Source organism: Pseudomonas sp. efr-133-TYG-23 (assembly GCF_030209215.1).
Lineage (GTDB): Bacteria > Pseudomonadota > Gammaproteobacteria > Pseudomonadales > Pseudomonadaceae > Aquipseudomonas > Aquipseudomonas rhodesiae.
In genome coordinates, this window is record NZ_JARVSL010000001.1 from 120,013 (window position 1) to 144,780 (window position 24,768).

The window sequence follows — 24,768 nt, forward strand, 5'->3', positions numbered from 1 at the left end:
TGAAAAATGAAGCGTTTTTTTGATCTTTTGCTGAGCTTCTTTGCATTGCTCATACTATTGATCCCGATCGTGCTTGTTACCATTGCAGTAAAATTTACTTCAAAAGGCCCTGCCCTTTACTGGTCTGACCGTGTGGGCGTGAATAATGCCATATTCAAAATGCCAAAGTTTCGCTCAATGCGTACAGGAACTCCCGCAGTGGCCACGCATTTGCTGCAGGACCCGGCCCAATATCTTACGCCGATTGGAAATTTCCTAAGAAAGTCCAGCCTGGATGAGTTACCTCAGCTGTGGAGCATCATTTCTGGTGATATGAGTTTTGTCGGACCCAGGCCGGCGCTTTTTAACCAGGCGGACCTTATTGCATTGCGCACTGAGCAAGGCGTGCACCTCATACGCCCAGGCCTCACAGGCTGGGCGCAGGTGAACGGACGTGATGAGTTGCCGATACCTGTTAAGGTTGGCTATGATGCGTATTACGCGAAAAATATGAGCTTATTTTTTGATTTGAAAATCCTGTTTTTGACAGCTTTGAAGGTACTCAAGCGAGATGGCGTCTCCCATTAAAGCGGTGGAGGCATCAATGAGTAGTTTGGTCAGACAGGCGGCGTACAGTGTTTTTTGTTCTGCGTTTATTGCGCGGTCGACAAGAATTTTGATCTAACGCAAGGATCGTAGGTGAATCATGATTAACCGGCTGCGCACTTGGCTATTGAAGTTGCCTCGTCACCAAAAACGACTGATACAGGTAATTGCGGACGTTGTCCTCGTTTTCTTGGCACTTTGGATGGCTTTTGTTGTTCGCCTCGGCATGGACGAGATGATCAATCCTGTAAAAATTCATCTCTGGCTGTTTTTAGCCGCGCCGGTCATAGCTATTCCGCTTTTCATTCGCTTTGGTATGTATCGCGCTGTCATGCGCTATTTTGGCAATGATGCTTTGGTTGCGATTATCAAAGCTGTCAGTCTGTCATCACTGATTCTGGGGGTAGTCGTTTATTGGTATAGCAACCATCAAAATATCGTGCCCCGGTCAATTATCTTTAACTATTGGTGGTTGAGCTTGATCATGGTTGGTGGTTTACGCTTGACCATGCGCCAATACTTTTTGGGTGATTGGTTTACAGCCGCCCAGCATGTGCCTTTTACCAGTCGCGAAGACGGCCTTCCGCGTGTCGCAATTTATGGCGCCGGCGCCGCGGGTAATCAATTAGTCGCAGCGTTGCGTATGGGCCGGGTCATGCGTCCGGTCGCATTTATCGATGACGACACCACTATCTCGGATCGTGTCATCTCCGGACTTCAAGTCTATAAACCCAAACATATTCAACGAATGATCGATGTAACGGGAGCCCAGGAAATTCTCATGGCCATTCCGTCGTCGAGCCGTGCGCGGCGTCGTGAGATTCTTGGCTTTCTGGAAGGTTTTCCGCTCCACGTTCGTAGCGTTCCCGGTTTCATGGATCTCGCCAGTGGTAGGGTTAAGGTTGATGATATTCAAGAGGTCGATATTGCTGACTTGCTGGGTCGTGACTCGGTGCCTGCACAGGCTGAACTGCTCGAGCATTGCATTAAGGGACAAAGCGTCCTTGTGACCGGAGCGGGCGGGTCGATCGGTTCTGAGCTGTGCCGGCAGATCTTGGAACTCAGGCCAACGACCCTGTTGTTGTTCGAGCACAGTGAGTTCAATCTCTACAGCATTCTTTCCGAGCTAGAGCAGCGCATCACTCGTAATTCGTTGCCGGTTAAGTTGCTGCCAATATTGGGGTCGGTACGTAATCAGTCCAAGTTGCTTGATGTGATGAAAACCTGGCATGTCGATACGGTTTATCATGCCGCGGCTTATAAACATGTACCCATTGTCGAGCACAATATTGCAGAAGGTGTATTAAATAATGTTATCGGTACACTGAATACTGCCCAAGCCGCGCTTCAGGCAGGCGTTTCGAATTTCGTCCTGATCTCGACAGATAAGGCTGTGCGTCCAACCAATGTCATGGGCAGCACCAAGCGTCTTGCTGAGATGACGCTTCAGGCCTTAAGCCGTGAGCTTGCTCCTGTTCTATTCGGTGATAAGTCCAATGTCTCCCGCGTTAATAAAACTCGCTTCACCATGGTTAGGTTTGGCAATGTATTGGGTTCTTCCGGCTCAGTGATTCCGTTGTTTCACAAGCAGATCAAGTCTGGTGGGCCCCTGACGGTTACGCACCCGAAAATTACCCGTTACTTCATGACCATTCCCGAAGCGGCTCAATTGGTTATACAAGCCGGTTCCATGGGGCTCGGAGGTGATGTATTCGTGCTGGATATGGGAGAACCGGTTAAGATTGTTGAATTGGCCGAAAAAATGATCCATTTGTCCGGTTTGAGCGTACGCACCGAAAAAAATCCTCACGGTGATATCGCCATTGAATTTTCAGGGTTGCGCCCGGGAGAGAAGCTCTACGAGGAGCTGCTGATTGGTGATAATGTTGTTGCTACACAGCATCCGATGATTATGGGTGCCAATGAGGATCACCTGCCTTGGGAAATTCTGAAGGTCAAATTGTCTGAGTTGCTTGAAGCGGTTAACCAGGACGACTACAACCGAGTCCGCCAACTGTTACGGGACACGGTCAGTGGTTACACGCCAGATGGTGAAATTGTTGACTGGATTCATCAGCAGCGTCGACTTGAACCATGACGCTGAGGATAACCAGGAAATTGAGGCAATGAAGTCCTGATGATTCAGTTAAACTAAAAAGCCGGTCTTGGACTGGCTTTTTATGCCTGAAAATAAGCTGTTTAGATATTCTTCTTTGTTCGAGAACTAATAATTTTCGCAGGGTTTCCTACTACGGTTGCATTAGCTGGCACCGACCGGGTGACAACTGCTCCTGCGCCTACCATCGCATTTTCTCCGATTACAAGCCCGGGCAAGATGGTGCAGTTAGCGCCAAGGGATGCGCCTTTGCCTACAACGGTACGATTAAAACTCTCAGGATAGACTTTGCTTCTGGGGTAAATGTCGTTAGTGAAAGTGACATTCGGGCCAATAAATACATCGTCGGCGATAGTAATGCCGTCCCAAAGTTGCACACCGCATTTGATTGTGACGCGATCTCCAATAGTCACGTCGTTTTCAATGAATACGTGGTCGCAGACATTACAGTCTGCTCCAATTTTTGCATTAGGCAAAATATGCGTGAACGCCCAAATTCTGGAGCCTTTACCAACGTCTGCCGACTCACATAATGCATGGGAGTGCACGAAGTACTCCTTGGAATCACTCATTTCTTCTCCGTCTTCTTCTGAACCAAAATGTAATAGTCTCTTGGAAACGAAAACGATTTTCCATTTTTTTCGAGTAGTTTTTTATTTGACGGACGCTGACTCTCTAACCGTGCGTGACAAGCGTCGTCTGAACGGGTTCATTCCTCAGGCTTTTGGCTCGATTTTTCTCTCAGCCGGCATGCTCACACTCAGCCAAGAGCAGTCTTCAGGCGTGTCAAAAAAATTCAAACACACCCTGTAACCCAGTCATTTTTGACTCCCTAGCAGCATCATCTAAGTTAGAAAAGCAGCTTCGGAAAAGCTGCTTTTCTCTTACCGATATCATGGAACGTCACCAATGCAAAACGCGTACATCTCTTCCCTTATCTTCGCCTTCCTCACCAGCCTCTCTGTCGCTACCACTGCAGCTCCATCCGCCAAGCCGGAAGCTCCATCCTCCGTTGCGGCACAGAGGGTCCAGGTCGAGCAATCCGCCAAGGTCAACCTTAACGCCGCTGACGCCGAAACCCTACGTCGTGACCTGTTTGGTATCGGCGCCGCCAAAGCCAAGGCGATCGTCGCCTATCGTGAAAGCAACGGTCCCTTTACTGCAGTAGATGAGTTGTTGGAAGTGAAGGGAATTGGCAAGGCATTGCTGGAGAAAAATCGCGACAGACTCATCCTCAACTGAGAATGTGAAAAAGCGCTCAGGAGGCCGGTCGTTGACCGGCCTTTTCTGCATTTGAAACCTCATCGACATTTTAACCAGGCAGCAGGCCGGATTCCGTTGCAAAGTGCATGGAGGCGCCCTTGATAACAGTGATTGTCGGAGGAGTCACGCACAGGACTCTCGGTAACAATCACGCCTTTAAAAAATAACCGTTTACCCACCCCATACAACCAACCATCAGCCTTGGCATGAAAAGTGATTACATCTGGTCCTGACATTGTTCAACAATCGTGAGATAACGATGACACCCAGTTTGTCCCTTGCTGACCAGATCGCCCTTGAGTTACGTGCCGACATCACCGGCGGGCGTTTGCTCCCGGGTATGGCGTTGGTCGAGGGCGATCTGGTCAAGGGGTACAACGCCTCGCGAAATACCATCCGTGAAGCGCTGCATCGTTTAGGGCAGGAAGGGCTCACGCGCTATATTCGCAACAAAGGTGTGATGGTCCGATGCTTAGAAAGGGAAGAGGTGCGCGACCTGTTCGTCGTACGCCGCACCCTGGAGTTACAAGCTATTGCTCAGAGCGGCGCGCTGACAACTGATCAGGTCGCACTCATGCAAAGCGCTATTGAGGCAACCAGCCTTGCCCGTGAGCGTGAGGACTGGCGAGTGGTGGCGACCCACAGCCTGCTGTTCCATCAGCAGATTGTCATGTTGTTGTGCAGCCCTTTATTCGATGAGTTCTTCGCCCAGGTGGTTGCCCAACTGCGGTTGGTGTTTTGTGCCGCCCCCGATGAGCAGCTTTTCCAATCGCCCTGGTTGGAGCGCGACCGTGAGATTTACCAGTTACTGATTCATGAAGATACAGCGGCTGCCAGCGAGGCAATGAGCCTCTACCTGGATGATTCCGAACACCTTTCCCTCGCCCTCTTTGATCACCCTTGATGGAGGATTGCCCATGTACAAAGACTACCCCGCCGCCTATCAGGTCAGTAAAGGTTCAGCGTTGCAGGTGGATACGGCATTTTATGAACGCATCCGGGATCGCAAGGATCAACGCCAGTTGATCGAACAGTTCGAAGTGCCGATTCGTACGGGGAGGGCGTGGAAGGTGCCGGCCGGGCATGTGTTTCGTGTGACAACGCCGGTCGGCCCGCAGGTCGGCGATTTCAACGTATGGAACGCCAATGACCCGCGGGAGCGTTTGTGGGCGGCGCGTACCCGGCAATTACAGGGCGCCCATGTCAGCACTCATGACCGGCTATGGTCCAACCTGCCATTTTTACGCCCCTTGGTCACCATCACCGACGACAGCCTGGCCAACTACGGCATCGACGAGCACGGCGGGCGGTTGCACGATCTGCTCGGTACGCGTTGCGACCCCTATGTGAACCGTATGCTCACCGGCGAAGACTTCCATCATCACTGCCATTCGAACCTGACCCGGGCGGTGTTACCCCACGGCCTGACGGAGTTCGATGTGCATGACGTGTTGAATATTTTCCAATGCACGGGCCTCAATCATGACGACATGTACTTCATGAAAGCCTGCCCCGCGCAGAAGGGTGATTACCTGGAGTTCTTTGCCGAGATCGATCTGCTGTGTGCGCTGTCGACCTGCCCGGGTGGGGATTTGTCGCTGCCGATGTGGGGGCCGGAGGCGCAAGACCCGCTGACGGTGTGCCGACCACTGGGTGTGGAGATCTATAAATTGGAGGATGAATTGCTGAGTGGCTGGAGCCAGCCGGAGCGTGCTGCCTATAAAGGGCAGCACGGTTTGCAGATTGCCAAAGCGGATTGGGAGTAACTCAAGATTCAGCGATCCTGCGCATCCTTGGCATCCGCCTGCGCATTTCGCTCGGCCACGCGTTTGCGTTGTTCGTCGGTGAGTTCAACCTTGTTGGCGCTGTCTCGCAGCATCATCAGGCCACCGACGATCGACCCGATCGCGACCACTAAAATCAACCATGCATACCACGGCATAACGCTCTCCTTGAGGCAGATTGCCGTGGGAGGGTTTTCCCACGGGAATAACTGCTTTGAGTTACAGGCTTTCTGAGTAGTTCAGTGTAGGCCTGTTCTGCCTCAAAACTTTAGAGCCCGGTCAACATTGCATCCGCGGGTGCATCGGCGCGGTGTTGGGCGGTCATCTGGAAGTAGATGAACCCCACCACCATAAAGCCCAGAAAGATCAGCCCGATCAGCGCGTTGAACCAGGCCATGGCCACCAGGCACACCACCGCCAACACCAACGCAATGCCCGGCACGATCGGGTAACCCGGCGCGCGGAAGGTGCGTTCCAGCAGCGGTTCGGTCTTACGCAGTTTGAACAGGCTAAGCATGCTCATGATGTACATCACGATGGCGCCGAATACGGCCATGGTGATCATCGCCGCGGTCAGGGTCATGCCGCCCAGGTTGATCAGGCCGTCGCTGTAGATGGCCGCGATGCCGACCACGCCACCGGCGACGATGGCGCGGTGCGGTGTCTGAAAGCGCGACAACTTGGCGAGGGAAGAGGGCAGGTAGCCGGCGCGTGCGAGGGCGAAGAACTGGCGCGAGTAGCCCAGGATGATGCCGTGGAAACTCGCCACAAGACCGAAGAGACCGATCCACACCAGCATGTGCAACCAACCGGAGCTGTCGCCCACCACGGTTTTCATGGCTTGTGGCAATGGGTCGTTGATGTTCGACAGGGTGCGCCAGTCGCCCACGCCGCCGGCGAAGAACATCACGCCCATGGCCAGGATCACCAGGGTCAGGATGCCGCTGATGTAGGCTTTTGGAATGGTGCGCTTGGGATCTTTCGCCTCTTCGGCGGCCATGGCCGCGCCCTCGATGGCGAGGAAGAACCAGATGGCGAAGGGGATTGCCGCGAACATGCCGGCAATCGCCGGCGCGCCGAAGGTGTCTGAGCCGGCCCAGCCGTTTAGGGCGAAGTTGCTGAAGCTGAAGGCGGGCGCCACCACACCCATGAACACCAGCAACTCAGCAACGGCAAGCACGCACACCACCAGCTCGAAGGTAGCGGCGAGCTTCACGCCGAGAATGTTCAAACCCATAAACACGATGTAGGCGCCGACGGCGGCGTGTTTGGGGTCCAGCGCCGGAAACTGCACATTCAGGTAGGCACCGATGGCCAGGGCAATGGCCGGTGGCGCGAAGACGAATTCGATCAGCGTGGCCAACCCGGCGATCAGTCCGCCTTTCTCACCAAAGCCGCGGCGACTGTAGGCAAACGGCCCGCCGGCGTGGGGAATCGCGGTAGTCAGCTCGGTAAAACTGAAGATAAAGCAGGTGTACATGGCCGCCACCATTAATGAGGTCACCAAGAACCCCAGGGTTCCGGCCACACCCCAGCCGTAGCTCCAGCCGAAGTACTCCCCGGAGATCACCAGCCCGACGGCGATGCCCCAGAGATGCAGGGTGCCCAAGCTGGGTTTGAGTTGTGTGTTCATCGTGTGGCGCTCCTTGAACGGGTTGGAATGATTCAAGGTGTTGCAGCGGCCATGCCATGCCGCGCAACCGTGTCGTAAAGCGGCGCAACTGTCGTGTGGGGGATGGTTTGGCGTTTGGAGTTTTGTGGTGTTGCACCAGTTAGGTGCGGTGCTGGCTGAGCCGGCGCTATCGGGGGCAAGCCCCCTCCCACATTTGCCCGGGTACATCCTAGGTCAACCTGTGGGAGGGGGCTTGCCCCCGATAGCTTCCACCCCGGCACCCGCACCCGCATAAACCCACTCTTTTACGCTGTCTTTACGCCCCGCCCACACCCTCGCTCTCGTTCCTTTACACCACTCCTGCGGACAATTGCCCCACACGCGGCACTCGCCGCTAAACGGAGAGACTTCCATGAGCGTTCTGGACGGGGTGTCACTGCTATTGGCCGTGGCGCTGTTCATTTATCTGCTGGTTGCGCTGTTACGCGCGGATCGGAACTAGGAGCAGGCTATGCACAGTTATGACTATTGGCTGATCATCGCCTTCTTCGCCGTGGTGCTGGTGCCCGCGCCGTTTCTGGGGCGGTTCTATTACAAGGTGATGGAAGGCCAGCGCACATGGCTGAGCCCGGTACTGGGGCCCGTCGAAAAAGTCTGCTATCGCTTGGCGGGCGTGGACGCGCAGCAGGAACAGAGCTGGCAGAAATACATGCTGGCCCTGTTGGCGTTCAACCTTGCGGGCTTTGTGTTGTTGTTCTCGATCCTGGTGTTTCAAGGTTCTCTGCCACTGAATCCGCAGAAGTTGCCAGGCCAGGAATGGACGCTGGCCTTCAACACAGCGGTCAGTTTCATGACCAACACCAACTGGCAGTCCTACAGCGGCGAGGCGTCCCTGAGCTACCTCAGCCAGATGGCCGGCCTGACTGTGCAGAACTTCGTCAGCGCAGCCACCGGCCTTGCCGTCCTGGTCGCACTTTGCCGTGGGATCGGTCGTAAGTCCGCACGCACCTTGGGTAACTTCTGGGTCGATATGACCCGCGCCACCCTCTATGGCCTGCTGCCGTTGTGCCTGGTACTGGCGCTGTTTCTGGTGTGGCAGGGTGTACCGCAGACCTTCGCTCACTACGTTGATGCCGTGACGCTGCAGGGCGTGGATCAGGTGATTCCCCTCGGCCCGGCCGCCAGCCAGATTGCGATCAAGCAACTGGGCACCAACGGTGGCGGTTTCTTCGGCGTCAACTCGGCGCATCCGTTTGAAGACCCGACTGCCTGGTCCAACCTGTTCGAAGTGGCGTCGATCATCCTGATTCCGGTGGCGTTGGTATTTACCTTTGGTCACTACGTCAAAGACCTGCGTCAGAGCCGCGCGATCCTCGGCTGCATGCTGGCACTGTTCCTGATCGGCGGCGCGACTTCGCTGTGGTCCGAGTACCAGCCCAACCTGACCCTCAACAATCCGGCCGTGGAGCAAACCGCACCGCTGGAAGGTAAGGAAGCGCGCTTCGGCACCACCGGTACCGTGCTGTGGTCGGTGACCACCACCGCCGCGTCCAACGGTTCAGTCAACGGCATGCAGGACAGCCTCAGCCCCCTCAGCGGGATGGTGGCGCTGGTCAATATGATGGTCGGCGAAGTGATCTTCGGCGGCGTCGGCGCCGGCATGTACGGCATGTTGCTCAACGTGTTGATCGCGGTATTCCTCGCCGGCCTGATGATTGGCCGCACCCCGGAATACCTTGGCAAGAAACTCCAGGCCAAGGAAGTGCAACTGCTGGTGGTGACCCTGCTGGTGATGCCGGTTGGCGTGCTGGTACTCGGTGCTATCGCCGCCAGCCTGCCGGGCCCGGCTTCCGCCATCAGCAACCCTGGACCCCACGGATTCAGCCAGTTGCTCTATGCCTACACCTCAGCCAGCGCCAACAACGGCTCAGCGTTCGGCGGCCTGAGTGCCAACACGCCGTTCCACAACCTGATGTTGGGCTTGGGCATGTTGATCGGCCGCTTCGGTTACATCCTCCCGGTACTGGCCCTGGCCGGCAGCCTGGCGATGAAAAAGGCCGCGCCCATTGGCCAGAACAGCTTCCCGACCCACGGCCCACTATTTGTGACGCTGTTGACCGTGACCATCTTGCTGGTGGGCGGCCTGACCTTCCTACCGACGCTGGCACTGGGCCCGATCGCTGAACACCTGAGCATGGGCTTCTGAGGGATATGAAAATGAATATGCCTGTAAAAAACGCTGCTCCGGTCAAACCCCAGGAGCCGGCCAAAACCGCGATTTCCGCCCTGTGGCGCCCGGCGCTGATCCAAGCGTTCGTCAAGCTCGACCCACGTCAGTTGCAACGCTCGCCAGTAATGCTGGTGGTGGAACTCACCGCTATCCTCACCACCGTGTTGTGCTTTGTGCCGGACACCGCGGTGCCCACCTTCGTCGCTGTGCAGATCGCGGTGTGGCTATGGTTCACCGTGCTGTTCGCCAACTTCGCCGAAGCCTTGGCCGAGGGGCGTGGCAAGGCTCGCGCCGACAGCCTCAAGGCCGGTAGCGAAGGGCTCAGCGCACGCCGTCAGGAAGCCGATGGCAGCTTCAAGGTGGTGCCGGCCACCAGCCTGCGTAAAGGTGATGTGGTGCGCGTCGCCGCTGGGGAGATGATCCCCGGTGACGGCGAGGTGATCGAAGGCATCGCCGCGGTCAACGAGGCGGCGATCACCGGGGAATCCGCGCCCGTGATCCGGGAGTCCGGCGGCGACCGTTCGGCCGTCACCGGCAACACGCGGCTGGTCTCCGACTGGCTGCTGATCCGCATAACCGCCAACCCCGGCGAATCCACGCTGGACCGCATGATCGCGTTGGTGGAAGGCGCCAAACGCCAGAAAACCCCCAATGAAGTCGCGCTGGATATCCTGCTGATCGGTCTGACCCTGATCTTCCTGCTGGTGGTGGTGACCCTGCAGCCATTCGCCCATTTCGCCAATGGCAGCTTGCCGTTGGTGTTCCTCGTCGCACTGCTGGTGACGCTGATTCCTACCACCATCGGCGGCTTGTTGTCGGCTATCGGCATCGCCGGCATGGACCGCCTGGTGCGCCTGAATGTGATCGCCAAGTCCGGTCGCGCCGTGGAAGCGGCGGGGGACGTGCATGTGCTGATGCTCGACAAGACCGGCACCATCACCTTTGGTAACCGCCGTTGCGCGGCGGTGTTTGCCGCGCCAGGCGTGAGCGGGCGGGAATTGGCCGAAGGCGCGCTGCTGGCATCTTTGGCCGATGACACCGCCGAAGGCAAATCCATCGTCGAATACCTGCGCGCCTTGCATCCTCAGGCCGAGCCTACGGTGGATGAGTTGACCGGTGTTCCCTTCAGCGCTGAAACCCGCTTGTCCGGTGTCGACTACCAGGGCCGTGTGTTCCGCAAAGGCGCAGTGGATTCGTTGCTGGCGTTTATCGGCCTGCCACGGGACGGCCTGCCGGCGGCGCTGTCGCGGGAAGTCGACAAAATCGCCCAAAGCGGCGGCACGCCTTTGCTGGTGTGCGCCGACGGCAAGTTACTCGGTGCGATTCACCTCAAGGACGTGGTCAAGCCTGGCATTCGCGAACGGTTCGCCGAGCTGCGCAAACTGGGGATTCGCACCGTGATGGTCACTGGCGACAACCCGCTGACCGCCGCCGCGATTGCCGCCGAAGCGGGCGTGGACGACGTGCTCGCCGAAGCCACCCCGGAGAAAAAGCTCGCGCGCATTCGCCATGAGCAGAACGACGGTCGCCTGGTCGCGATGTGCGGCGACGGCGCCAACGACGCCCCGGCGCTGGCTCAGGCAGACGTCGGCATGGCCATGAACGACGGCACCCAGGCCGCCCGCGAGGCCGCCAACATGGTCGACCTCGACAGCGACCCCACTAAGTTGCTGGACGTGGTGCAGATCGGCAAGGAACTGCTGGTGACTCGCGGTGCGCTGACCACGTTTTCCATCGCCAACGACGTGGCCAAGTATTTCGCGATCCTGCCGGCGCTGTTCGCCTCGATCTATCCGCAATTGGGCGTGCTCAACGTGATGCACTTGCAGAGCCCGCAGAGCGCAATCCTGTCGGCCATTGTGTTCAACGCGTTGATCATTGTGGTGTTGATCCCACTGGCCCTGCGCGGTGTGCGGGTGCAGGCGGCGAGCGCTGCGGCGTTGCTGCGCCGCAATCTGCTGATCTATGGGCTGGGCGGGATTCTGGTGCCGTTCGTGGGCATCAAGGCCATCGACATGCTGCTCACCGCCTTGCACTTGGTGTAATTCCAAACCGTGGCGAGGGAGTTTGCTCGGGGAGTGCCCCGGCGCCCTCGCCAGCGGGTTTCTCAACTGATTGAGGATATGAACATGACCCCTATCATTCGCCCAGCCATCAGCCTGTTGGTCCTGATGACGCTGATTACCGGCATCGCCTACCCGTTGGTGGTCACCGGTGTCGCCCAGGTCGCATTTCCCGACCAGGCCAACGGCAGCCTGGTGCGCGATGCCAGCGGCAAAGTACGTGGCTCCAGCCTGATCGCCCAGGACTTTACCGGTGACAGCTGGTTCCACCCGCGTCCATCGGCCGGCGCTTTTGCGACGGTCTCAAGCAGTGCCAGCAACCTTGGCCCAAGCAACCCGGCGCTGGCGACGCGCATCTTCGATGACGCGACCAAGCAATTCGTACCGAGTCAGGGGCCGGTGCCTCTGGCCTCGCTGACTACCTCTGGCAGCGGTCTTGATCCACACTTGCCACCGCAGGCGATTGCCTATCAACTGGCGCGCGTGGCGGCGGCGCGAAATGTGCCGTTGTCGACCTTGCAGCGCTTGCTCGATGAACATGTCGAAAGCCCGCTGGTGGGCCCGCCAGTGGTGAATGTGTTGGCATTGAACATGGCCTTGGAAAAATTGTAAGCAGTGAACTGCCTTCGCGAGCAAGCCCGCTTCCACAGGAGTACGCATGTGGGAGCGGGCTTGCCCGCGAAGGCGGCCTGAAGCGCAACCAATCAACACCTGAAGGAACCCCCGAGCATGAGCGACTCCGGCCGCGCCGATGCCCTGTTAGCCGATCTGCCCCGGCACGGCCGTGGCCGGCTCAAAGTCTTTCTGGGCGCCGCGCCGGGGGTGGGCAAGACCTACGCCATGCTCCAGGCCGCCCATACCCAGCTGCGCCAAGGCGTCAAATTGATCGCCGGTGTAGTCGAAACCCACGGTCGCGCCGAGACCGAAGCCTTGCTCAGCGGCTTGCCGCAGCAACCGCTGGTGCGCAGCGAGTATCGCGGCGTGATGCTGGAAGAGATGGACCTCGACGGCCTGCTCGCCGCTAAGCCTAAGCTGGTGCTGGTGGACGAGCTGGCCCACAGCAACGCCCCCGGCAGCCGTCACGAAAAGCGCTGGCAGGACATCCAGGAATTGCTGGCCGCCGGTATCGACGTGTTCACCACGGTCAACGTCCAGCACTTGGAAAGCCTCAACGATCAAGTGCGCGGCATCACCGGCGTGCAGGTCCGCGAAACCCTGCCGGATTGGGTGCTGCAGGAGGCCGACGAGCTGTTGCTGATCGACCTGCCGTCCCGCGAACTGCTGGAGCGCCTGCGCGATGGCAAGGTCTACGTGCCGGAACAGGCGCGCGCAGCCATCGATGCGTTCTTCACTCAGACCAACCTGACGGCCCTGCGCGAGCTGGCGATGCAGGCCGCTGCGGCCCATGTCGACGCTGATCTGGCCCAGGGTTACCGCCAACTCGGTCAAGACGCCCCGGCTGTGCGCGGGCGCTTGCTGGTGGGCGTGGATGGCGATGCGCAGGCCGAACGTCTGGTGCGCCACGCCAGCCGCGTGGCGCAGCGTCGGCATCTGCCCTGGAGCCTGGTGCATATTGATAACGGTCGCGCACGGGACGAGCAATCACGCCTGCGCCTGCAAAACGCCCAGCAACTGGCCGAGCGCCTTGGCGGGGAGGTGGTGTTGTTGCGTGCCGGCGAGGTGGCCAAGACCCTGATCCAACACGCCGCCGAACGCCGCGCCAGCCTGCTGCTGGTGGGGCAGTCGCGCATGCGCTGGCACCGCCGCGTGTTCGGTGGCGGCCTGGCGGCACGCCTGCTGCGCAATGCCCGGGGCCTGGAAATCAACGTGCTCGACAGCGACGATGTGCCGGCCCCGCCGCGTCTGCCGGAAGTGCGCGGCCTGGAGTGGTTCGATTACGCCCTGGCAGTGGTCGCCACTCTGGTGGCAACTGGCGTGGCGTGGGCGGTGTCGAGCGCGCTGCCGTTACCGAATATCTCGCTGGTGTTCCTGGCGGCGGTGTTGCTGGTGGCGGTGCGCAGCAGCCTGGGGCCTTCTTTGGTGTGCGCCGCGCTGTCATTCCTGACCTATGACTTTCTGTTTATTCCGCCCAACTTCTCGTTTGCCATCCAGCGCGAAGAAGACGTACTGACGCTGTTGTTCTTCTTGCTGATGGCGGCGCTTACCGGCAACCTCGCCGCGCGTCAGCGTCGCCAGCTGCAAGCCTTGCGCGATACCCAGGAAGAGACCAGCGAACTGCTGGACCTGTCACGCAAACTCACCGCCGCCACCGACCGCCAGGCGGTGATCAGTGCGGCAGCCCATCACTTGGAGGGGTGGAGCGATCTGGACCTGTGCCTGGTCAACCGCGACGGTCAGGGCGGCTGGAAGGTCGAGACCGGCGGCCCGCTGACGTTCACCGAAGCTGAGCGCGCCGCCGCCGATTGGGCCTGGCAACACGACCAGCCGGCCGGCATGGGCACCGGCACCTTACCGTTCGGACGCTGGTGGTGGTGGCCGTTGTCGGGGGAAGAGGGGCCGCTGGGCTTACTCGGCGTCAGCGCCAAACCCGGCCTGGAATTGAGCGGCCAGCGCCGTCGCCTGCTCACGGCGTTGAGTCAGCCCCTGGCCCAAGCGTTGGCCCGCGCACAGCTGGCGCAAGAGTTGGAGTCCGCGCGTTTGCACGGTGAAACCGAGCAACTGCGCAGCGCTTTGCTCGCCTCGGTGTCTCACGATTTGCGCACGCCGTTGACGTCCATGCGCGGCAGCATCGACAGCCTGTTGGCCCTCGGCGAGGCGATTCCCTTGGAGGATCGGCGCGAACTGCTCGAAGGCACCCGCGATGAGGCCGAGCGTCTCGACCGCTATATCCAGAATTTGTTGGACATGACGCGCCTGGGCCACGGCGCGCTTAAGCTGGCGCGCGATTGGGTCTCTCCCGGGGATATCGTCGGCAGCGCCCTTGGCCGTTTGCGCGCGGTGCTGGCGCCGTTGCAGGTGAGTACCGATGTGCCGCCCGAATTGCCCCTGCTGTATGTGCATGCGGCATTGATCGAACAGGCGCTGGTCAATGTGCTGGAAAACGCCGCGCGCTTTTCGCCGCCCCACGGGCGCCTGCAACTGAGTGCCGGGGTGGCGGACAATCAGCTGTTTTTTGCCGTGGCTGACGAGGGGCCGGGTATTCCCGAGGAGGAGCGCGCGAAGATTTTCGATATGTTCTACACCGCTGCGCGTGGCGACCGTGGCGGGCAGGGCACCGGCCTGGGGCTGGCGATCTGCCAAGGGATGGTCGGCGCCCACGGCGGGCATATTCGCGTCGCCGAGGGCATCGATGGGCGCGGCACCTGCATCAGTCTGTTCCTGCCGTTGCCCACCCAGCCTGGCCTGGAACGTGAGCCGTGAGCTACCCTGTTTTTTCTACGGATTTTGATGGAACACCATGAGCCAGACCGCGACGATTTTGGTCATTGATGACGAACCGCAGATCCGCAAATTCTTGCGCATCAGCCTGGCCTCCCAGGGCTACAAAGTGATCGAAGCCGGCACTGGCAGCGAAGGGCTGGCCCAGGCCGCACTGAGCAAACCGGACTTGCTGGTGCTGGATCTCGGCCTGCCGGATATGGACGGCCAGCAAGTGCTGCGCGAGTTTCGAGAGTGGTCGACGGTGCCGGTGCTGGTGCTGTCGGTGCGCGCCAGCGAAGGACAGAAAGTCCAAGCCCTCGATGGCGGCGCCAACGACTATGTGACCAAACCCTTTGGCATCCAAGAGTTCCTGGCGCGGATTCGTGCGCTGTTGCGCCAGGCCCCCGCGGGGGAGACGCAGGAAGCCGCGCTGTGCTTCGGCCCGCTGACCGTCGACCTGGCCTATCGCCGCGTGCTGTTGGACGGTGCCGAAGTGGCACTGACCCGCAAGGAATACGCAGTGCTGGCGCAACTGGCACGCCATCCGGGGCGGGTGATCACCCAGCAACAATTGCTCAAGGACATCTGGGGCCCGACCCATACCGAAGACAGCCACTACCTGCGCATCGTGGTAGGCCATTTGCGCCAGAAACTGGCGGACGATCCGACCCAGCCAAGATTTATCGTGACCGAGGCCGGGGTGGGGTATCGATTAGTGGGGGCGTAGAGCAGTTTCCTGTGTTCGAGTCGCGGGCATTTCCCCTTGCAATCCCCTGTGGGAGCCAGGCTTGCCCGTGATCGCGTCATCCGTCATACCGACGCCTTCAAGGCTGCTCACTCTCGTACCGATCCAGCGTATCGCTCGCAATCTCCCGCCCGAGCGCGATCAACTCTGGCGCCTTGTAGAACTCAAAAAAACGGCACACCCGCTTGGGCACGTTGATCAGCACATCCGGCGGATAGCCGGCGATTTTGTACTGCGCCAACGACGTCTGCATCACCTCAAAACTCTGGTTGATCAAATCCAGCAGCGATGCGGGGCCGACGTTATCGATGATGAACGAACCGGTCGCCGACTTCGGCGCCCCGGGTTTTTCCGGCGCGGCCGCCGGTTGCTGCGATTCGGGCTCCGCTGACTCCAGCCACGGGTTGATATCCGCCGCCTGAGCCTGCAAGGCTTCCTGCTCAAGCTTCATTAACTGCTCGGCCTGTTTGCGGCGAAACGGCAAGTGCGAGCCCAGCGACTTGGCCAGACTGTTGAAACGACTCTTGAACGCCGGTGGACGCTGAATCACCGGTAACTGATAGTGCTTCTGGTTGGTGGCGTTGAGGTTGACAGCAATGATCAAGTCGCAGTGGCTCGACACCACCGGCACGATCGGCAACGGGTTGAGCAGACCGCCGTCCACCAGCATGCGATTGCCTTGCATCACCGGTGTGAACAGGCTGGGAATCGCCGCCGACGCGCGCATGGCCTGGTGCAGGCAACCTTCCTGGAACCAGATTTCCTGCTGATTGGTCAGGTCGGTGGCCACGGCGGTGTAGGGGATGCGCAGTTCTTCGATATTCAGCTCGCCGACGATCTTGCGGATCTGTCCGAAGACCTTCTCGCCGCGGATCGCCCCCAGGCGAAAACTCACGTCCACCAGGCGCAGCACATCCAGGTAATCGAGGCTTTCGATCCAACGGCGATACTCGTCCAGCTTACCGGCGGCGTAGATGCCACCGACCACGGCCCCCATGGAACACCCGGCGATACAGGCAATGTCATAGCCGCGTCGTTCGATCTCTTCGATCACCCCGATATGGGCGTAGCCACGGGCCCCACCGGACCCCAGCACCAAGGCAACACGTTTCTTCATGGTTCATGTCCTTCCCCAGACTGCCGCCCACAATGCACCCATTGAGGGGGCGGCTTCAATCTTCGCGGCCTGCCTGAACTATATTTTCCAGAATAGCCACGCGGCTCGAGTATGCTCTGGCAATAGGCGAGTATGATTTCCCCTTGGCGGACAAGGCACTTTTCCTTGTAGGCAACGTCTATTCCGTACGACTGTTTCTTCCTTTTGAGGTGTCATCAATGAAAGCCTGGATGTGTGTGCCTGTGATCGTGTTGGCCTTGGCCGGTTGTGCCGGCAAAACCGCCTACCGTGACAGCTGCGGATCGCAATTGGACGCCGCCTGGAAAGAACTGGACCTGGCCAAGGCCGAAGGCTTTGCCGGTACCGTGAGCTACTCTAAAGCCTTGTCGCTGTTGACCGGCGCCAAGACCCAACAGCAATTCGAAGCCTTCGAAGGTTGTGCCAACAAGGCCGAGAAAGCGCGCTTCTACATTCGTGAGTCCCGCGCCGGTCGCTGATCCGAGTCGGGCATCTTGAGTCGTCGGGGAATGTTCATCGTCAGGGGAGCAAGTGATGTCAGCGTTGGTCGATCAGCTAGTCGCCCAGGTCATTGGCCTGGAAGTGGGGTTACTGAGCTGTCAGGCTCGCCTTGCCGCCGTCACTGATGATGAAGCACTGCACGACCTGCGCACCACCGTGCGCCGCTTGCGCAGCCTATTACGACCTTTGCGCGGGCTGCCGGGTGTAGAGCAACTGGAAGTCGCCGCCAGCGCTGTCGGTCAGTTGACTACCCCCCTGCGTGATCGGGAAGTGCTGGCCGCTTACTTGCACCAGCACGGTCATCACGAGGCGGCGGATCGACGCTTGCGGCCGCAGCCCGATGCCTATCGTCACGTAGCTCAATCCCCTGAGCTTGCACAGTTGTTACAGATTCTGGACGCTTTTCCGCGCTTTATTCGGGCCTCCGAACACCAGAAACTGCTCAAAGGACTGCGCACGCGCATCGAAAAACGCTTGGCCAAGCAGTGGCATAACCTTGGCGCAGCGCTCAAAGAGCCGGGCCATGATCGGCATCGTCTGCGCTTATTGATCAAGCGTGTGCGCTACGCCGCCGAGGCTTACCCGCAGTTGGATAAGCTCCCCGCCAATGCCGTCCCCCGTCTCAAGAAAGCTCAGGCCGTGCTCGGCGACTGGCACGATTGCTTACAGTGGCTGGCCCAAGCTGAACAGCAAGCGGACCTGCAGCCCTGCGTGACGGTGTGGCAGCGCACCCTGGTCAAGGCCGAGGGCGAGTCCGACCGTGTACTGGACAAACTCAGCGCTCACTGCTTTTGAGACGGTCCGGTTTTTGGCCGGAATAGGCGCTGTTCACTGTAGGTAGGATGGTTAAGATCCTGTCTTCTGTTTCTCGCTTTGAGGTCGCCATGCACTTTAGTGATTTGCTCGACGCTGCCCGTCATAACCCCTTGGACATGACCATCCCTGCCGACTGGGCCCAGGGTCGTGCGACCTTCGGAGGCCTGGTGGCAGCGTTGCAATACGAGGCCCTGCGTGCCCAAGTCCCCGGCGATCGCCCACTGCGCTCGCTGGCAGTGACCTTTGTGGGGCCGGTGGCGCCTGAGGTGCCGGCCAGTTATCAAGTTGAAGTGTTGCGCGAAGGCAAGGCCGTCAGCCAGTTGCTCGGACGCGTGGTGCAGAACGGCGAAGTCGCGACACTGGTGCAGGCCAGCTTTGGTGCGTCTCGAACGTCGGAAATCGACGTCCCCAGCGAGCCGCCACCCACGTTCAAACACTGGGACGAATGCCAGGAGCTGCCCTATATCAAAGGGGTGACGCCTGAATTCATGCGCCACTTGGCCATGCGCTGGAGTGTCGGCGGCCTGCCGTTTACCGGTAACAAATCCCGCGATATGGGTGGTTGGGTCCGACTGCGTGGCGATGTGAAACAAGAGCCGCTGACCGAGGCGCACATCCTCGCGCTGGTCGACGCCTGGCCCCCGGCGCTGCTGCCGCACCTGAAGAAACCGGCCCCCGGTAGCACCTTGACCTGGACCATCGAATTCATCCAGCCGCTGGCAAACCTCACCACCCTCGACTGGTGCCAGTACTACGTCAACATCGAACACGCCCGCGACGGCTACGGTCACGCCGCTGCCGAACTGTGGAGCCCGAGCGGTGAACTGATCGCCATCAGCCGCCAGACCGTGGTGGTATTCGCCTGACCCTCAATGCCGTTGGCGCTGCCGCCAGGCGCGCCACCAACCGCCACTCAACACAAAGCGCGGAAAAGTCACGAACTGCTCGACCACCAGGCGTTGCACCGCATCTTTGCGATCACTGAACGGCTCACTGGCCTGAGCTTCCAGGCTATGCCCATGACGCTGCAACGCCAGCCCTGCCAGGATACCGACCACACCCACCGCAAAACTGGCCACACTCAGGCTGAACACCCCGGACACGATCAACAAAAAACCGATGATAAACAGCGGCACCGCGATCAGATGCAACGCCAGATTGGTCGGATGCTGATGGTTCTGCGGGTAATGGCGCCACTGCCAGGCGGGGAGATTGGGATGACGTTTGCCCATGATGATAAATCCTCTGTCCGTTGAAACCACTTGAACAGAGTCTAGGCGGGGTAGGGCGGGGCGGCGAATTGGGGTTGGCTATGGGGGGGATAGTGAGTATGTACTTACAATTCCAGATTATTTATTTAATAGGTATTGTTTTTGGATTTCGTAGGCGGAAGCTGCATTGCTTTCAGGGAGGTGCGCACGGTCTAAGTATATTTTTTAAGGGCAGTTTTTTTGAGTGTTTATAGATATGCGGCGTCAGTTGGTTAGTCTCGTTTGGTTTGGATTTTTCTTGCTTTGTGCTTGTGAAAATTTACGTCGGGTTTGTGTTAGCTATGGTGTTGGATAATTAGCGGTTATTTTGTTTTTTTAATTCTTCATTGATTTTATTTTGCGCAAGATCAAGTAGTGAGCATATGCTCTCAATTGATTTTGAAGTCAGGCTCAGGGTGGGGAAGTCCCAGTCAAAGTCCTTAATAATTTTTACTTGAAAGCACCCTTCTATATCGAAAGACGGATACCAGCCTACGTCAAGCAGGAAACCGCTAGGATATTCGACCTGAAGCATATCTTCTTTTAAGTTTTGGAGTTGATGCTCTGCGCAAAGGTTTTGCAGGGATGAAAACTCATCATAAGTAATTTTGCCGTGTAAAAAATCTAATGAGATCACTAAGTTAATCTCCTGAACTCACGTTCTGAAATAGGATGGCCGTGAATTGTGTTTGCACTTAGCTCTATGAGAATCCAGCGACTCGGGCTTCCCTCGCTTGCTCCGATATTATCAGGATACTCCATCACCTTCCAAGGTTTGCCGTTAGTAGTAATGATCAGTAATTGTCCACAGATGGCAACGGGCGTTACCCCATCATTAAGAAAAAGCAGTATCCGTGAACGCTGAGCAAGGCTCTGTTTCAGGGGACTCATGTGCAGCCAACCTTGAAGCGTAAGAACGTCGGCGGGTTGCAGTGCAAAGGGAGCAATTGGACGAGGCATGCCTGGAACCATATCGGGCAAGGGATGCACAGTATCTCGTTGCAGGTTAGAAAACGAACTACCCGCTCGCGGCACTAGGCGGGGGGTATGGCGGGGCGGCGAATTTGGGTTGGCTATGGGGGGCATAGGGGGCACGTATTAAAAAGTTATTACTATCTAAAAAAATAATCATCGGGCCCGTTTATGTAAACATTTGGGTCCACGAGTGTGATGAATTTAGCTTTGAATTCAATTAAAGCGTTCTTGTTAGTCGCTTGAAAATAGAACTGGTTATTTTCCTTGGTGATTTTGACAAAAAATACTTCCCGAACAGGAATGTTTTTTATGCTCAAGTCTTGAATACCATGACAGTCGATGCCCATTCTGCATGTGTTGTAGCCTTTACCCTCCCATTTTTTGGGTAATGTGTCAGGAAATTCCGGTATGTCGAATCCCAGTCCCACAGAAGGTCGATCATTTTCTATTTGCATAGAAAAGAGGGCAATCTGGCCAATTTCTACAGGTTTACTAAAGATTTTTTCCAAAAATATATTTCGATCTAAATCGTTCCAGTACTTCACCGATTACTCCTAAAAAATGTAATGTTCTTTGGCTTCAGTTACGTTTTCGTTCCTAGGCTTAATAATACTCTTCGGTGAAAGGCGAAAGGTTGCGTGAAGTGCTTGTTGTAGCTTTGTTTAGGCAGGTGAATTGCATTCTATGAGTTTTGAATTGGGTGCTTAATTGCATAATTATTCCTGGTAGTGGGTTTTATTTTTATATTGTTGTGAGTTAAATTATTTTTGGTCGCGCTCTATGATTTCTTCGTTATATTTGATTAGCCGGTCTAGAAGCACTTTCATGAAATTTCGTTTATTAGTGATTTCGTCTTTGAAGTAGGTATCAAAAAGATAAAATACCGATTCGAATGTTTCGTCTGTGCTCAAAAAATATTTTAGGGTGTTGATGTGCCATTCTCTCTCTTCCTGTTTGTATTCGGCGAACTCAGGTTTGGTTAACGTATCGAATAATTTTCCGAGCTCTGCGCTGTCGTTTACGTTTGTCGATTTAATTCGCAGTTCTCGTTCTTCTTCTCTAATGTTTTCGAAGCTATAAGTGAAGAGCAATCCCTGGATTATCGGTAAGCTTGGTTTCAATTTCATTTTAGGTCCGAAATAGTAGTCGTCCGGACCATTGATGTAAACGCTAGGGCCGTTAAGTGAAACGAATTTGGCACTGAATGTTATTATTGCGCTTTTGCTTTTTGCTTCTAGTTTGAAATGAGTGTTCTCGTTTTTGATTTCAAGGGCGAAAATTTCATGGGTGGGTAGATTGTGTATTTTTAAATTGCTAATTTCGTTGCAGGTAATCCCTATTCTGCATGTGTTGTAACCTTTGTTTTTCCATTTTTCTGGCAGGATATCCGGAAATTCAGGTATGTCGAAGCCCAAGTTAACACTTGGCTGGTCATTTTCAATTCTTAATGAAAAAAGTGCTATCTTTCCAATTTTAATAGGCTTGCTAAAAATTTTGTTGAGGAGAGTGCTTCCATCTAGTTCGTTCCAATATTTCATTGTTGTTTCCTGAAGAGATAGTGTTTTTTTGTTCCGGCAATATGGCCTTTTCGCGGTTTTTTGAATGGGCGTAAGTTGAAGTGAGATGGGGTGTCTCCAGCTCTATCGCACCGTCCATGCTTATGGCCAGTAGGGTGGTTTTGAATAAGATATTTAGTGCCGCTTAATCAACGGGCCCGTTTATGTAAACGTTTGGATCCGCGAGTGTGATGAATTTAGCTTTGAATTCAATTAAGGCGTTCTTGTTAGTCGCCTGAAAATAGAACTGGTTATTTTCCTTGGTGATTTTGAAAAAAATACTTCCCGAACAGGAATATTTTTTATGCTCAAGTCTTGAATACCATGACAGTCGATGCCCATTCTGCAAGTGTTGTAGCCTTTGCCCTCCCTTTTTTAATTGATTCAAAAGATTCGTCGGTCCTCAGAAAGTAGTCAATGGTGTCTATATGCCACTTACGCTCTAAGTATCCATAGGATGCGAATTCGGGTTTGGTTAGTTCATCAAATAGCTCTGAAAGTTCTTTTTCATCATTTACATTTTTTGATGTAATAAAATTCTCTCTTTCATGATCGTCTAGATTTTCAATGTTGTATGTGAAAAGAAGACTGCGCAAAATTGAGAGTCTGGGCTTATGTTTCATATCAAAATTCCGTATAAGCGGTAACGGGACGTTGGCGCAATGCCTCACATACTTAAGTCAGAAGTTATATAGGGTGCTTTTTGCGTGTCAGTTGAACTCGTAATGGAGAGCGTATAAATCGAAGTGGTGGTCCTATTTGGTGTTTATGTGAAAGTGGACATCTTCAATGCCTATCTTTTTAAATCGCATTTTAGAAGCTTCTATAATTTTTTGATTTTCGATGTTTGTATGGTAAATGAATTGAGCTGCGGCATGTGTTTCAGCTTCGTAAAACCTACATATCAGTATGTCGGTTTGAGATTCCAAGAATAAGCTGATTTTTTCCGCAGTAATATGCTTTTCAAATATGGTCATTTCTGACCATAGATTCTCAATGGCAATTTCTATTTTTTGAATAATTAAAATGACGTTGTGCGAGCCTTCAAAGAACTGATTGTCTATTTTTTTGGGGGCGTTAGGGAGGTTTTTGATTGTTGAGTAGATATTGCTATTTTCATTTTTTTTAAAAAAAGTCTTGGTCTTGAAGTGTTTTGATCGTATTTTTTTAAATAGATACTCTTCGGTTTTTGAATTGAATTCAGCCGGCTGCGCTGAATGCCATTCTCTTTTAATTGACCAGTCCTCTGGCAGTTGCTCTACCACCGAGCACCATGATCTCCAAGCGCTTTCGAAATTATGGCTTAACAATGTCGTAGTGGTGAATCTGGCGTCATTTGTTGGGCGTGCACTTTCCCATGGTCTTACTCCATATTCATTTATATATACAGTCGTCATTTTTGGCTCTTGAAGTAAGGGTGTGAATTGTCACCGTTTTTTTAAGGTAGCTTTGTTTAGGTAGATGAAGTTGATTTTATGAGCTATGAGTTGGGTGCTTTAATTGTATAACTATTCCTGGTGGGTTTTATCTTTTCGATTGTTATGGATTAAATTTTTTTGCTTGTATTGTTTAACTATGAAGGTAAGCATAAACGTCGTTCTGAGAAATCTCTTCAATTTTCATCTCTGTAATAATTTTGTTTAAAAGAGGTAAGTGCTCTGAGTGGCATATTGCTTGAGCTGCGCCATATGTTTCTGTATCGTAAAATCTAAAGGAGATAGAGCTTTTTTCGCTAAGTATTAGTTTGAAGTCGTCAGTGTTTGAGATGTCTGTAAGATTACATAGCTGCTGCCACAAGTTTTCAAGATTTACGCTGTTTTTTTGCATTATTGTGATGGAGTTTCGATAATCGGTCATGCACATAGGGTCTATGCAAAAGGGATCAGTATTTAATTGTACTATCTTGGAGTAAATTCCTGTTAGCTCATTTTTTCTAAAGATATCGCCTGCTTTCGCTTTTTTGGAAAACTCTTTTTTTGATGCGTACTCTTGAGTCTTATTGAGGTAAGGGGTTAGCCTTGTGTGCCAGTGAACGAGGGTGTTGAATTTTTTTGTAAGCGGCGAACTGAACTCGCACCAGGTTTTCCAGGCGCTTTCGTAATTTTGATTAAGTAGAGTTATTGTTGTGTAGTTTTCATCGTTGCTCCCATGCGGCTGGTCCCATGGATGGATACCTATTTCTCTAATGAATACTGATTTCATATCTATCTCTTGAAGTAAGAATGGTTGTCCGTGTTGTTTTTCAACGGTATCTTTTTTTCTTCGATGCTGATTTCTGTATTGAAATGTGGCCCGAGATTACCTTTTTTATGGCCGAGAGAGTGTTCGTGTATCTCAATTTTGCGCTCGTTTAGCTCAAATATATAAATTCGACCCTCTGTGTATTGATCTTGATCTTTGATTTTTACTTTATATGTTTTGGTGGGATGTTGCTGTCTTGGTACGTTACCTATTAATTTTGCTCTTTTAAATGCACCGTTTCTGGATAGCTTACTATCCGCACCTTTTGGTAGCTTTGGCTCGACTTCAATTATCTTGACACGCTGTTCCGGCTTATCAGCATTGCGCGTCGGTTGACAATCGGTGCCAGGACAAGAGTTCAACCCCAGCGGATCCACCCACCCCGTAGGGTTAGGCACATACCGATACCCATTGATCCCACCCGCCAACTTCACCGGGTCTGGCGTCAGGTAGCGACCAGTATCCGGATTGTAGTAGCGATGGCGGTTGTAGTGCAGGCCGCTTTCTTCGTCGAA

The 24,768-nt window shown here is 55.1% G+C and carries 26 protein-coding genes and 1 pseudogene; 14 read left to right on the forward strand and 13 right to left on the reverse strand.

Annotated elements, in window-relative coordinates:
• Positions 1–6: 6 nt before the first annotated feature.
• Together QRN41_RS00535 and QRN41_RS00540 are read left to right on the forward strand one after the other, a co-directional pair.
• Entirely contained in the window at positions 7–567 is a 561-nt protein-coding gene (locus tag QRN41_RS00535; protein ID WP_285421060.1) for a sugar transferase, read from the forward strand.
• A gap of 118 nt (positions 568–685) precedes the next feature.
• Positions 686–2,683: a polysaccharide biosynthesis protein gene (locus tag QRN41_RS00540; protein WP_285421061.1), complete on the forward strand. Its 1,998-nt coding sequence runs from the start codon at positions 686–688 to the stop codon at positions 2,681–2,683.
• Positions 2,684–2,784: 101 nt separating this feature from the next.
• Here QRN41_RS00540 and QRN41_RS00545 read toward each other — a convergent pair whose 3' ends face one another.
• Positions 2,785–3,273, reverse strand: a complete 489-nt coding sequence (locus QRN41_RS00545) for an acyltransferase (RefSeq protein WP_285421062.1) — start codon at positions 3,271–3,273, stop codon at positions 2,785–2,787.
• 337 nt (positions 3,274–3,610) lie between these two features.
• Here QRN41_RS00545 and QRN41_RS00550 point away from each other — a divergent pair, with 337 nt between their 5' ends.
• The 3 genes from QRN41_RS00550 (at position 3,611) to QRN41_RS00560 (ending at position 5,730) form a co-directional block, all read left to right on the forward strand.
• Positions 3,611–3,943 carry a ComEA family DNA-binding protein gene (locus QRN41_RS00550; RefSeq protein ID WP_285421063.1) on the forward strand — a complete coding sequence of 111 codons (333 nt, stop codon included), beginning with the start codon at positions 3,611–3,613 and terminating at the stop codon, positions 3,941–3,943.
• 280 nt (positions 3,944–4,223) lie between these two features.
• On the forward strand, positions 4,224–4,868 hold the full coding sequence (locus tag QRN41_RS00555) for a GntR family transcriptional regulator (RefSeq protein ID WP_285421070.1): 645 nt from the start codon (positions 4,224–4,226) through the stop codon (positions 4,866–4,868).
• A 13-nt stretch (positions 4,869–4,881) separates the two neighbouring features.
• Positions 4,882–5,730 carry an urea carboxylase-associated family protein gene (locus QRN41_RS00560; protein ID WP_167416566.1) on the forward strand — a complete coding sequence of 283 codons (849 nt, stop codon included), beginning with the start codon at positions 4,882–4,884 and terminating at the stop codon, positions 5,728–5,730.
• 8 nt (positions 5,731–5,738) lie between these two features.
• Here QRN41_RS00560 and QRN41_RS00565 read toward each other — a convergent pair whose 3' ends face one another.
• Both QRN41_RS00565 and eat read right to left on the reverse strand, forming a co-directional pair.
• A complete protein-coding gene (locus tag QRN41_RS00565; protein ID WP_012722955.1) occupies positions 5,739–5,906 on the reverse strand; it encodes a DUF2897 family protein in 168 nt (55 codons plus the stop codon).
• A 110-nt stretch (positions 5,907–6,016) separates the two neighbouring features.
• Positions 6,017–7,381 carry an ethanolamine permease gene (gene eat, locus QRN41_RS00570; RefSeq protein WP_285421064.1) on the reverse strand — a complete coding sequence of 455 codons (1,365 nt, stop codon included), beginning with the start codon at positions 7,379–7,381 and terminating at the stop codon, positions 6,017–6,019.
• Between the two features lie 391 nt (positions 7,382–7,772).
• Between eat and kdpF the strand changes: the two genes are divergently transcribed.
• The 6 genes from kdpF (at position 7,773) to QRN41_RS00600 (ending at position 15,761) form a co-directional block, all read left to right on the forward strand.
• Entirely contained in the window at positions 7,773–7,862 is a 90-nt protein-coding gene (gene kdpF, locus QRN41_RS00575; RefSeq protein ID WP_003218754.1) for a K(+)-transporting ATPase subunit F, read from the forward strand.
• 9 nt (positions 7,863–7,871) lie between these two features.
• The gene (gene kdpA, locus QRN41_RS00580; RefSeq protein WP_285421065.1) at positions 7,872–9,566 is read left to right on the forward strand and encodes a potassium-transporting ATPase subunit KdpA; all 1,695 of its coding nucleotides are present in this window, start codon (positions 7,872–7,874) and stop codon (positions 9,564–9,566) included.
• Between the two features lie 5 nt (positions 9,567–9,571).
• Positions 9,572–11,635, forward strand: coding sequence for a potassium-transporting ATPase subunit KdpB (kdpB, locus tag QRN41_RS00585; RefSeq protein ID WP_034112537.1), 2,064 nt, complete (start codon positions 9,572–9,574; stop codon positions 11,633–11,635).
• An 84-nt stretch (positions 11,636–11,719) separates the two neighbouring features.
• Complete coding sequence (gene kdpC / locus QRN41_RS00590; protein ID WP_047883000.1) at positions 11,720–12,265, forward strand: potassium-transporting ATPase subunit KdpC; 546 nt, start codon at positions 11,720–11,722, stop codon at positions 12,263–12,265.
• 117 nt (positions 12,266–12,382) lie between these two features.
• Positions 12,383–15,034, forward strand: coding sequence for a DUF4118 domain-containing protein (locus QRN41_RS00595; protein ID WP_099312454.1), 2,652 nt, complete (start codon positions 12,383–12,385; stop codon positions 15,032–15,034).
• 37 nt (positions 15,035–15,071) lie between these two features.
• Positions 15,072–15,761 carry a response regulator gene (locus QRN41_RS00600; protein ID WP_034096559.1) on the forward strand — a complete coding sequence of 230 codons (690 nt, stop codon included), beginning with the start codon at positions 15,072–15,074 and terminating at the stop codon, positions 15,759–15,761.
• A gap of 97 nt (positions 15,762–15,858) precedes the next feature.
• On the opposite strand, the gene QRN41_RS00605 is transcribed toward QRN41_RS00600, so the two are convergent.
• The gene (locus QRN41_RS00605) at positions 15,859–16,896 is read right to left on the reverse strand and encodes a patatin-like phospholipase family protein (protein WP_034096560.1); all 1,038 of its coding nucleotides are present in this window, start codon (positions 16,894–16,896) and stop codon (positions 15,859–15,861) included.
• A 218-nt stretch (positions 16,897–17,114) separates the two neighbouring features.
• Between QRN41_RS00605 and QRN41_RS00610 the strand changes: the two genes are divergently transcribed.
• The 3 genes from QRN41_RS00610 to QRN41_RS00620 all read left to right on the forward strand — a co-directional run bounded on the left by QRN41_RS00610 (position 17,115) and on the right by QRN41_RS00620 (position 19,097).
• Positions 17,115–17,393, forward strand: a complete 279-nt coding sequence (locus tag QRN41_RS00610; RefSeq protein WP_034096561.1) for a hypothetical protein — start codon at positions 17,115–17,117, stop codon at positions 17,391–17,393.
• Positions 17,394–17,448: 55 nt separating this feature from the next.
• Positions 17,449–18,210: a CHAD domain-containing protein gene (locus tag QRN41_RS00615; RefSeq protein ID WP_167416568.1), complete on the forward strand. Its 762-nt coding sequence runs from the start codon at positions 17,449–17,451 to the stop codon at positions 18,208–18,210.
• A gap of 89 nt (positions 18,211–18,299) precedes the next feature.
• Positions 18,300–19,097 carry an acyl-CoA thioesterase gene (locus QRN41_RS00620; protein ID WP_167416569.1) on the forward strand — a complete coding sequence of 266 codons (798 nt, stop codon included), beginning with the start codon at positions 18,300–18,302 and terminating at the stop codon, positions 19,095–19,097.
• Between the two features lie 3 nt (positions 19,098–19,100).
• On the opposite strand, the gene QRN41_RS00625 is transcribed toward QRN41_RS00620, so the two are convergent.
• The 9 genes and pseudogenes from QRN41_RS00625 to QRN41_RS00670 all read right to left on the reverse strand — a co-directional run.
• The gene (locus QRN41_RS00625) at positions 19,101–19,463 is read right to left on the reverse strand and encodes a DUF962 domain-containing protein (RefSeq protein ID WP_034112542.1); all 363 of its coding nucleotides are present in this window, start codon (positions 19,461–19,463) and stop codon (positions 19,101–19,103) included.
• 334 nt (positions 19,464–19,797) lie between these two features.
• On the reverse strand, positions 19,798–20,118 hold the full coding sequence (locus QRN41_RS00630) for a hypothetical protein (protein ID WP_167416570.1): 321 nt from the start codon (positions 20,116–20,118) through the stop codon (positions 19,798–19,800).
• Between the two features lie 475 nt (positions 20,119–20,593).
• Complete coding sequence (locus QRN41_RS00640; protein WP_167416571.1) at positions 20,594–21,001, reverse strand: Imm50 family immunity protein; 408 nt, start codon at positions 20,999–21,001, stop codon at positions 20,594–20,596.
• Between the two features lie 216 nt (positions 21,002–21,217).
• Positions 21,218–21,994, reverse strand: coding sequence for an Imm50 family immunity protein (locus tag QRN41_RS26145; RefSeq protein WP_167416572.1), 777 nt, complete (start codon positions 21,992–21,994; stop codon positions 21,218–21,220).
• Positions 21,991–22,143, reverse strand: a pseudogene (locus QRN41_RS26150) (HNH/endonuclease VII fold putative polymorphic toxin); the annotation flags it as partial. The gene QRN41_RS26145 and the pseudogene QRN41_RS26150, both read right to left, overlap by 4 nt.
• A 177-nt stretch (positions 22,144–22,320) precedes the next feature.
• Positions 22,321–22,635 carry a hypothetical protein gene (locus QRN41_RS00655; RefSeq protein WP_173603435.1) on the reverse strand — a complete coding sequence of 105 codons (315 nt, stop codon included), beginning with the start codon at positions 22,633–22,635 and terminating at the stop codon, positions 22,321–22,323.
• A 132-nt stretch (positions 22,636–22,767) separates the two neighbouring features.
• Complete coding sequence (locus QRN41_RS00660) at positions 22,768–23,409, reverse strand: hypothetical protein (RefSeq protein ID WP_167416573.1); 642 nt, start codon at positions 23,407–23,409, stop codon at positions 22,768–22,770.
• 172 nt (positions 23,410–23,581) lie between these two features.
• Complete coding sequence (locus tag QRN41_RS00665; RefSeq protein ID WP_123480405.1) at positions 23,582–24,214, reverse strand: hypothetical protein; 633 nt, start codon at positions 24,212–24,214, stop codon at positions 23,582–23,584.
• Positions 24,215–24,216: 2 nt separating this feature from the next.
• On the reverse strand, positions 24,217–24,768 hold a 552-nt coding region (locus QRN41_RS00670), incomplete at its 5' end, for an RHS repeat-associated core domain-containing protein (protein ID WP_285421066.1).

Bases quoted from the DNA above. Each gene is read 5' to 3' on its own strand.
- QRN41_RS00550 (WP_285421063.1), top strand. From the start codon at position 3,611: ATGCAAAACGCGTACATCTCTTCCCTTATCTTCGCCTTCCTCACCAGC.
- QRN41_RS00625 (WP_034112542.1), bottom strand. From the start codon at position 19,463: ATGGGCAAACGTCATCCCAATCTCCCCGCCTGGCAGTGGCGCCATTAC.
- kdpB (WP_034112537.1), top strand. From the start codon at position 9,572: ATGAAAATGAATATGCCTGTAAAAAACGCTGCTCCGGTCAAACCCCAG.
- QRN41_RS00565 (WP_012722955.1), bottom strand. From the start codon at position 5,906: ATGCCGTGGTATGCATGGTTGATTTTAGTGGTCGCGATCGGGTCGATC.
- QRN41_RS00600 (WP_034096559.1), top strand. From the start codon at position 15,072: ATGAGCCAGACCGCGACGATTTTGGTCATTGATGACGAACCGCAGATC.
- kdpF (WP_003218754.1), top strand. From the start codon at position 7,773: ATGAGCGTTCTGGACGGGGTGTCACTGCTATTGGCCGTGGCGCTGTTC.
- QRN41_RS00665 (WP_123480405.1), bottom strand. From the start codon at position 24,214: ATGAAATCAGTATTCATTAGAGAAATAGGTATCCATCCATGGGACCAG.
- QRN41_RS00605 (WP_034096560.1), bottom strand. From the start codon at position 16,896: ATGAAGAAACGTGTTGCCTTGGTGCTGGGGTCCGGTGGGGCCCGTGGC.
- QRN41_RS00540 (WP_285421061.1), top strand. From the start codon at position 686: ATGATTAACCGGCTGCGCACTTGGCTATTGAAGTTGCCTCGTCACCAA.
- kdpC (WP_047883000.1), top strand. From the start codon at position 11,720: ATGACCCCTATCATTCGCCCAGCCATCAGCCTGTTGGTCCTGATGACG.
- QRN41_RS00620 (WP_167416569.1), top strand. From the start codon at position 18,300: ATGCACTTTAGTGATTTGCTCGACGCTGCCCGTCATAACCCCTTGGAC.
- QRN41_RS00610 (WP_034096561.1), top strand. From the start codon at position 17,115: ATGAAAGCCTGGATGTGTGTGCCTGTGATCGTGTTGGCCTTGGCCGGT.
- kdpA (WP_285421065.1), top strand. From the start codon at position 7,872: ATGCACAGTTATGACTATTGGCTGATCATCGCCTTCTTCGCCGTGGTG.
- QRN41_RS00655 (WP_173603435.1), bottom strand. From the start codon at position 22,635: ATGAAACATAAGCCCAGACTCTCAATTTTGCGCAGTCTTCTTTTCACA.
- QRN41_RS00545 (WP_285421062.1), bottom strand. From the start codon at position 3,273: ATGAGTGATTCCAAGGAGTACTTCGTGCACTCCCATGCATTATGTGAG.
- QRN41_RS00535 (WP_285421060.1), top strand. From the start codon at position 7: ATGAAGCGTTTTTTTGATCTTTTGCTGAGCTTCTTTGCATTGCTCATA.
- QRN41_RS00615 (WP_167416568.1), top strand. From the start codon at position 17,449: ATGTCAGCGTTGGTCGATCAGCTAGTCGCCCAGGTCATTGGCCTGGAA.
- QRN41_RS00555 (WP_285421070.1), top strand. From the start codon at position 4,224: ATGACACCCAGTTTGTCCCTTGCTGACCAGATCGCCCTTGAGTTACGT.
- QRN41_RS00595 (WP_099312454.1), top strand. From the start codon at position 12,383: ATGAGCGACTCCGGCCGCGCCGATGCCCTGTTAGCCGATCTGCCCCGG.
- QRN41_RS00660 (WP_167416573.1), bottom strand. From the start codon at position 23,409: ATGACGACTGTATATATAAATGAATATGGAGTAAGACCATGGGAAAGT.
- QRN41_RS26145 (WP_167416572.1), bottom strand. From the start codon at position 21,994: ATGAAATATTGGAACGAACTAGATGGAAGCACTCTCCTCAACAAAATT.
- QRN41_RS00560 (WP_167416566.1), top strand. From the start codon at position 4,882: ATGTACAAAGACTACCCCGCCGCCTATCAGGTCAGTAAAGGTTCAGCG.
- eat (WP_285421064.1), bottom strand. From the start codon at position 7,381: ATGAACACACAACTCAAACCCAGCTTGGGCACCCTGCATCTCTGGGGC.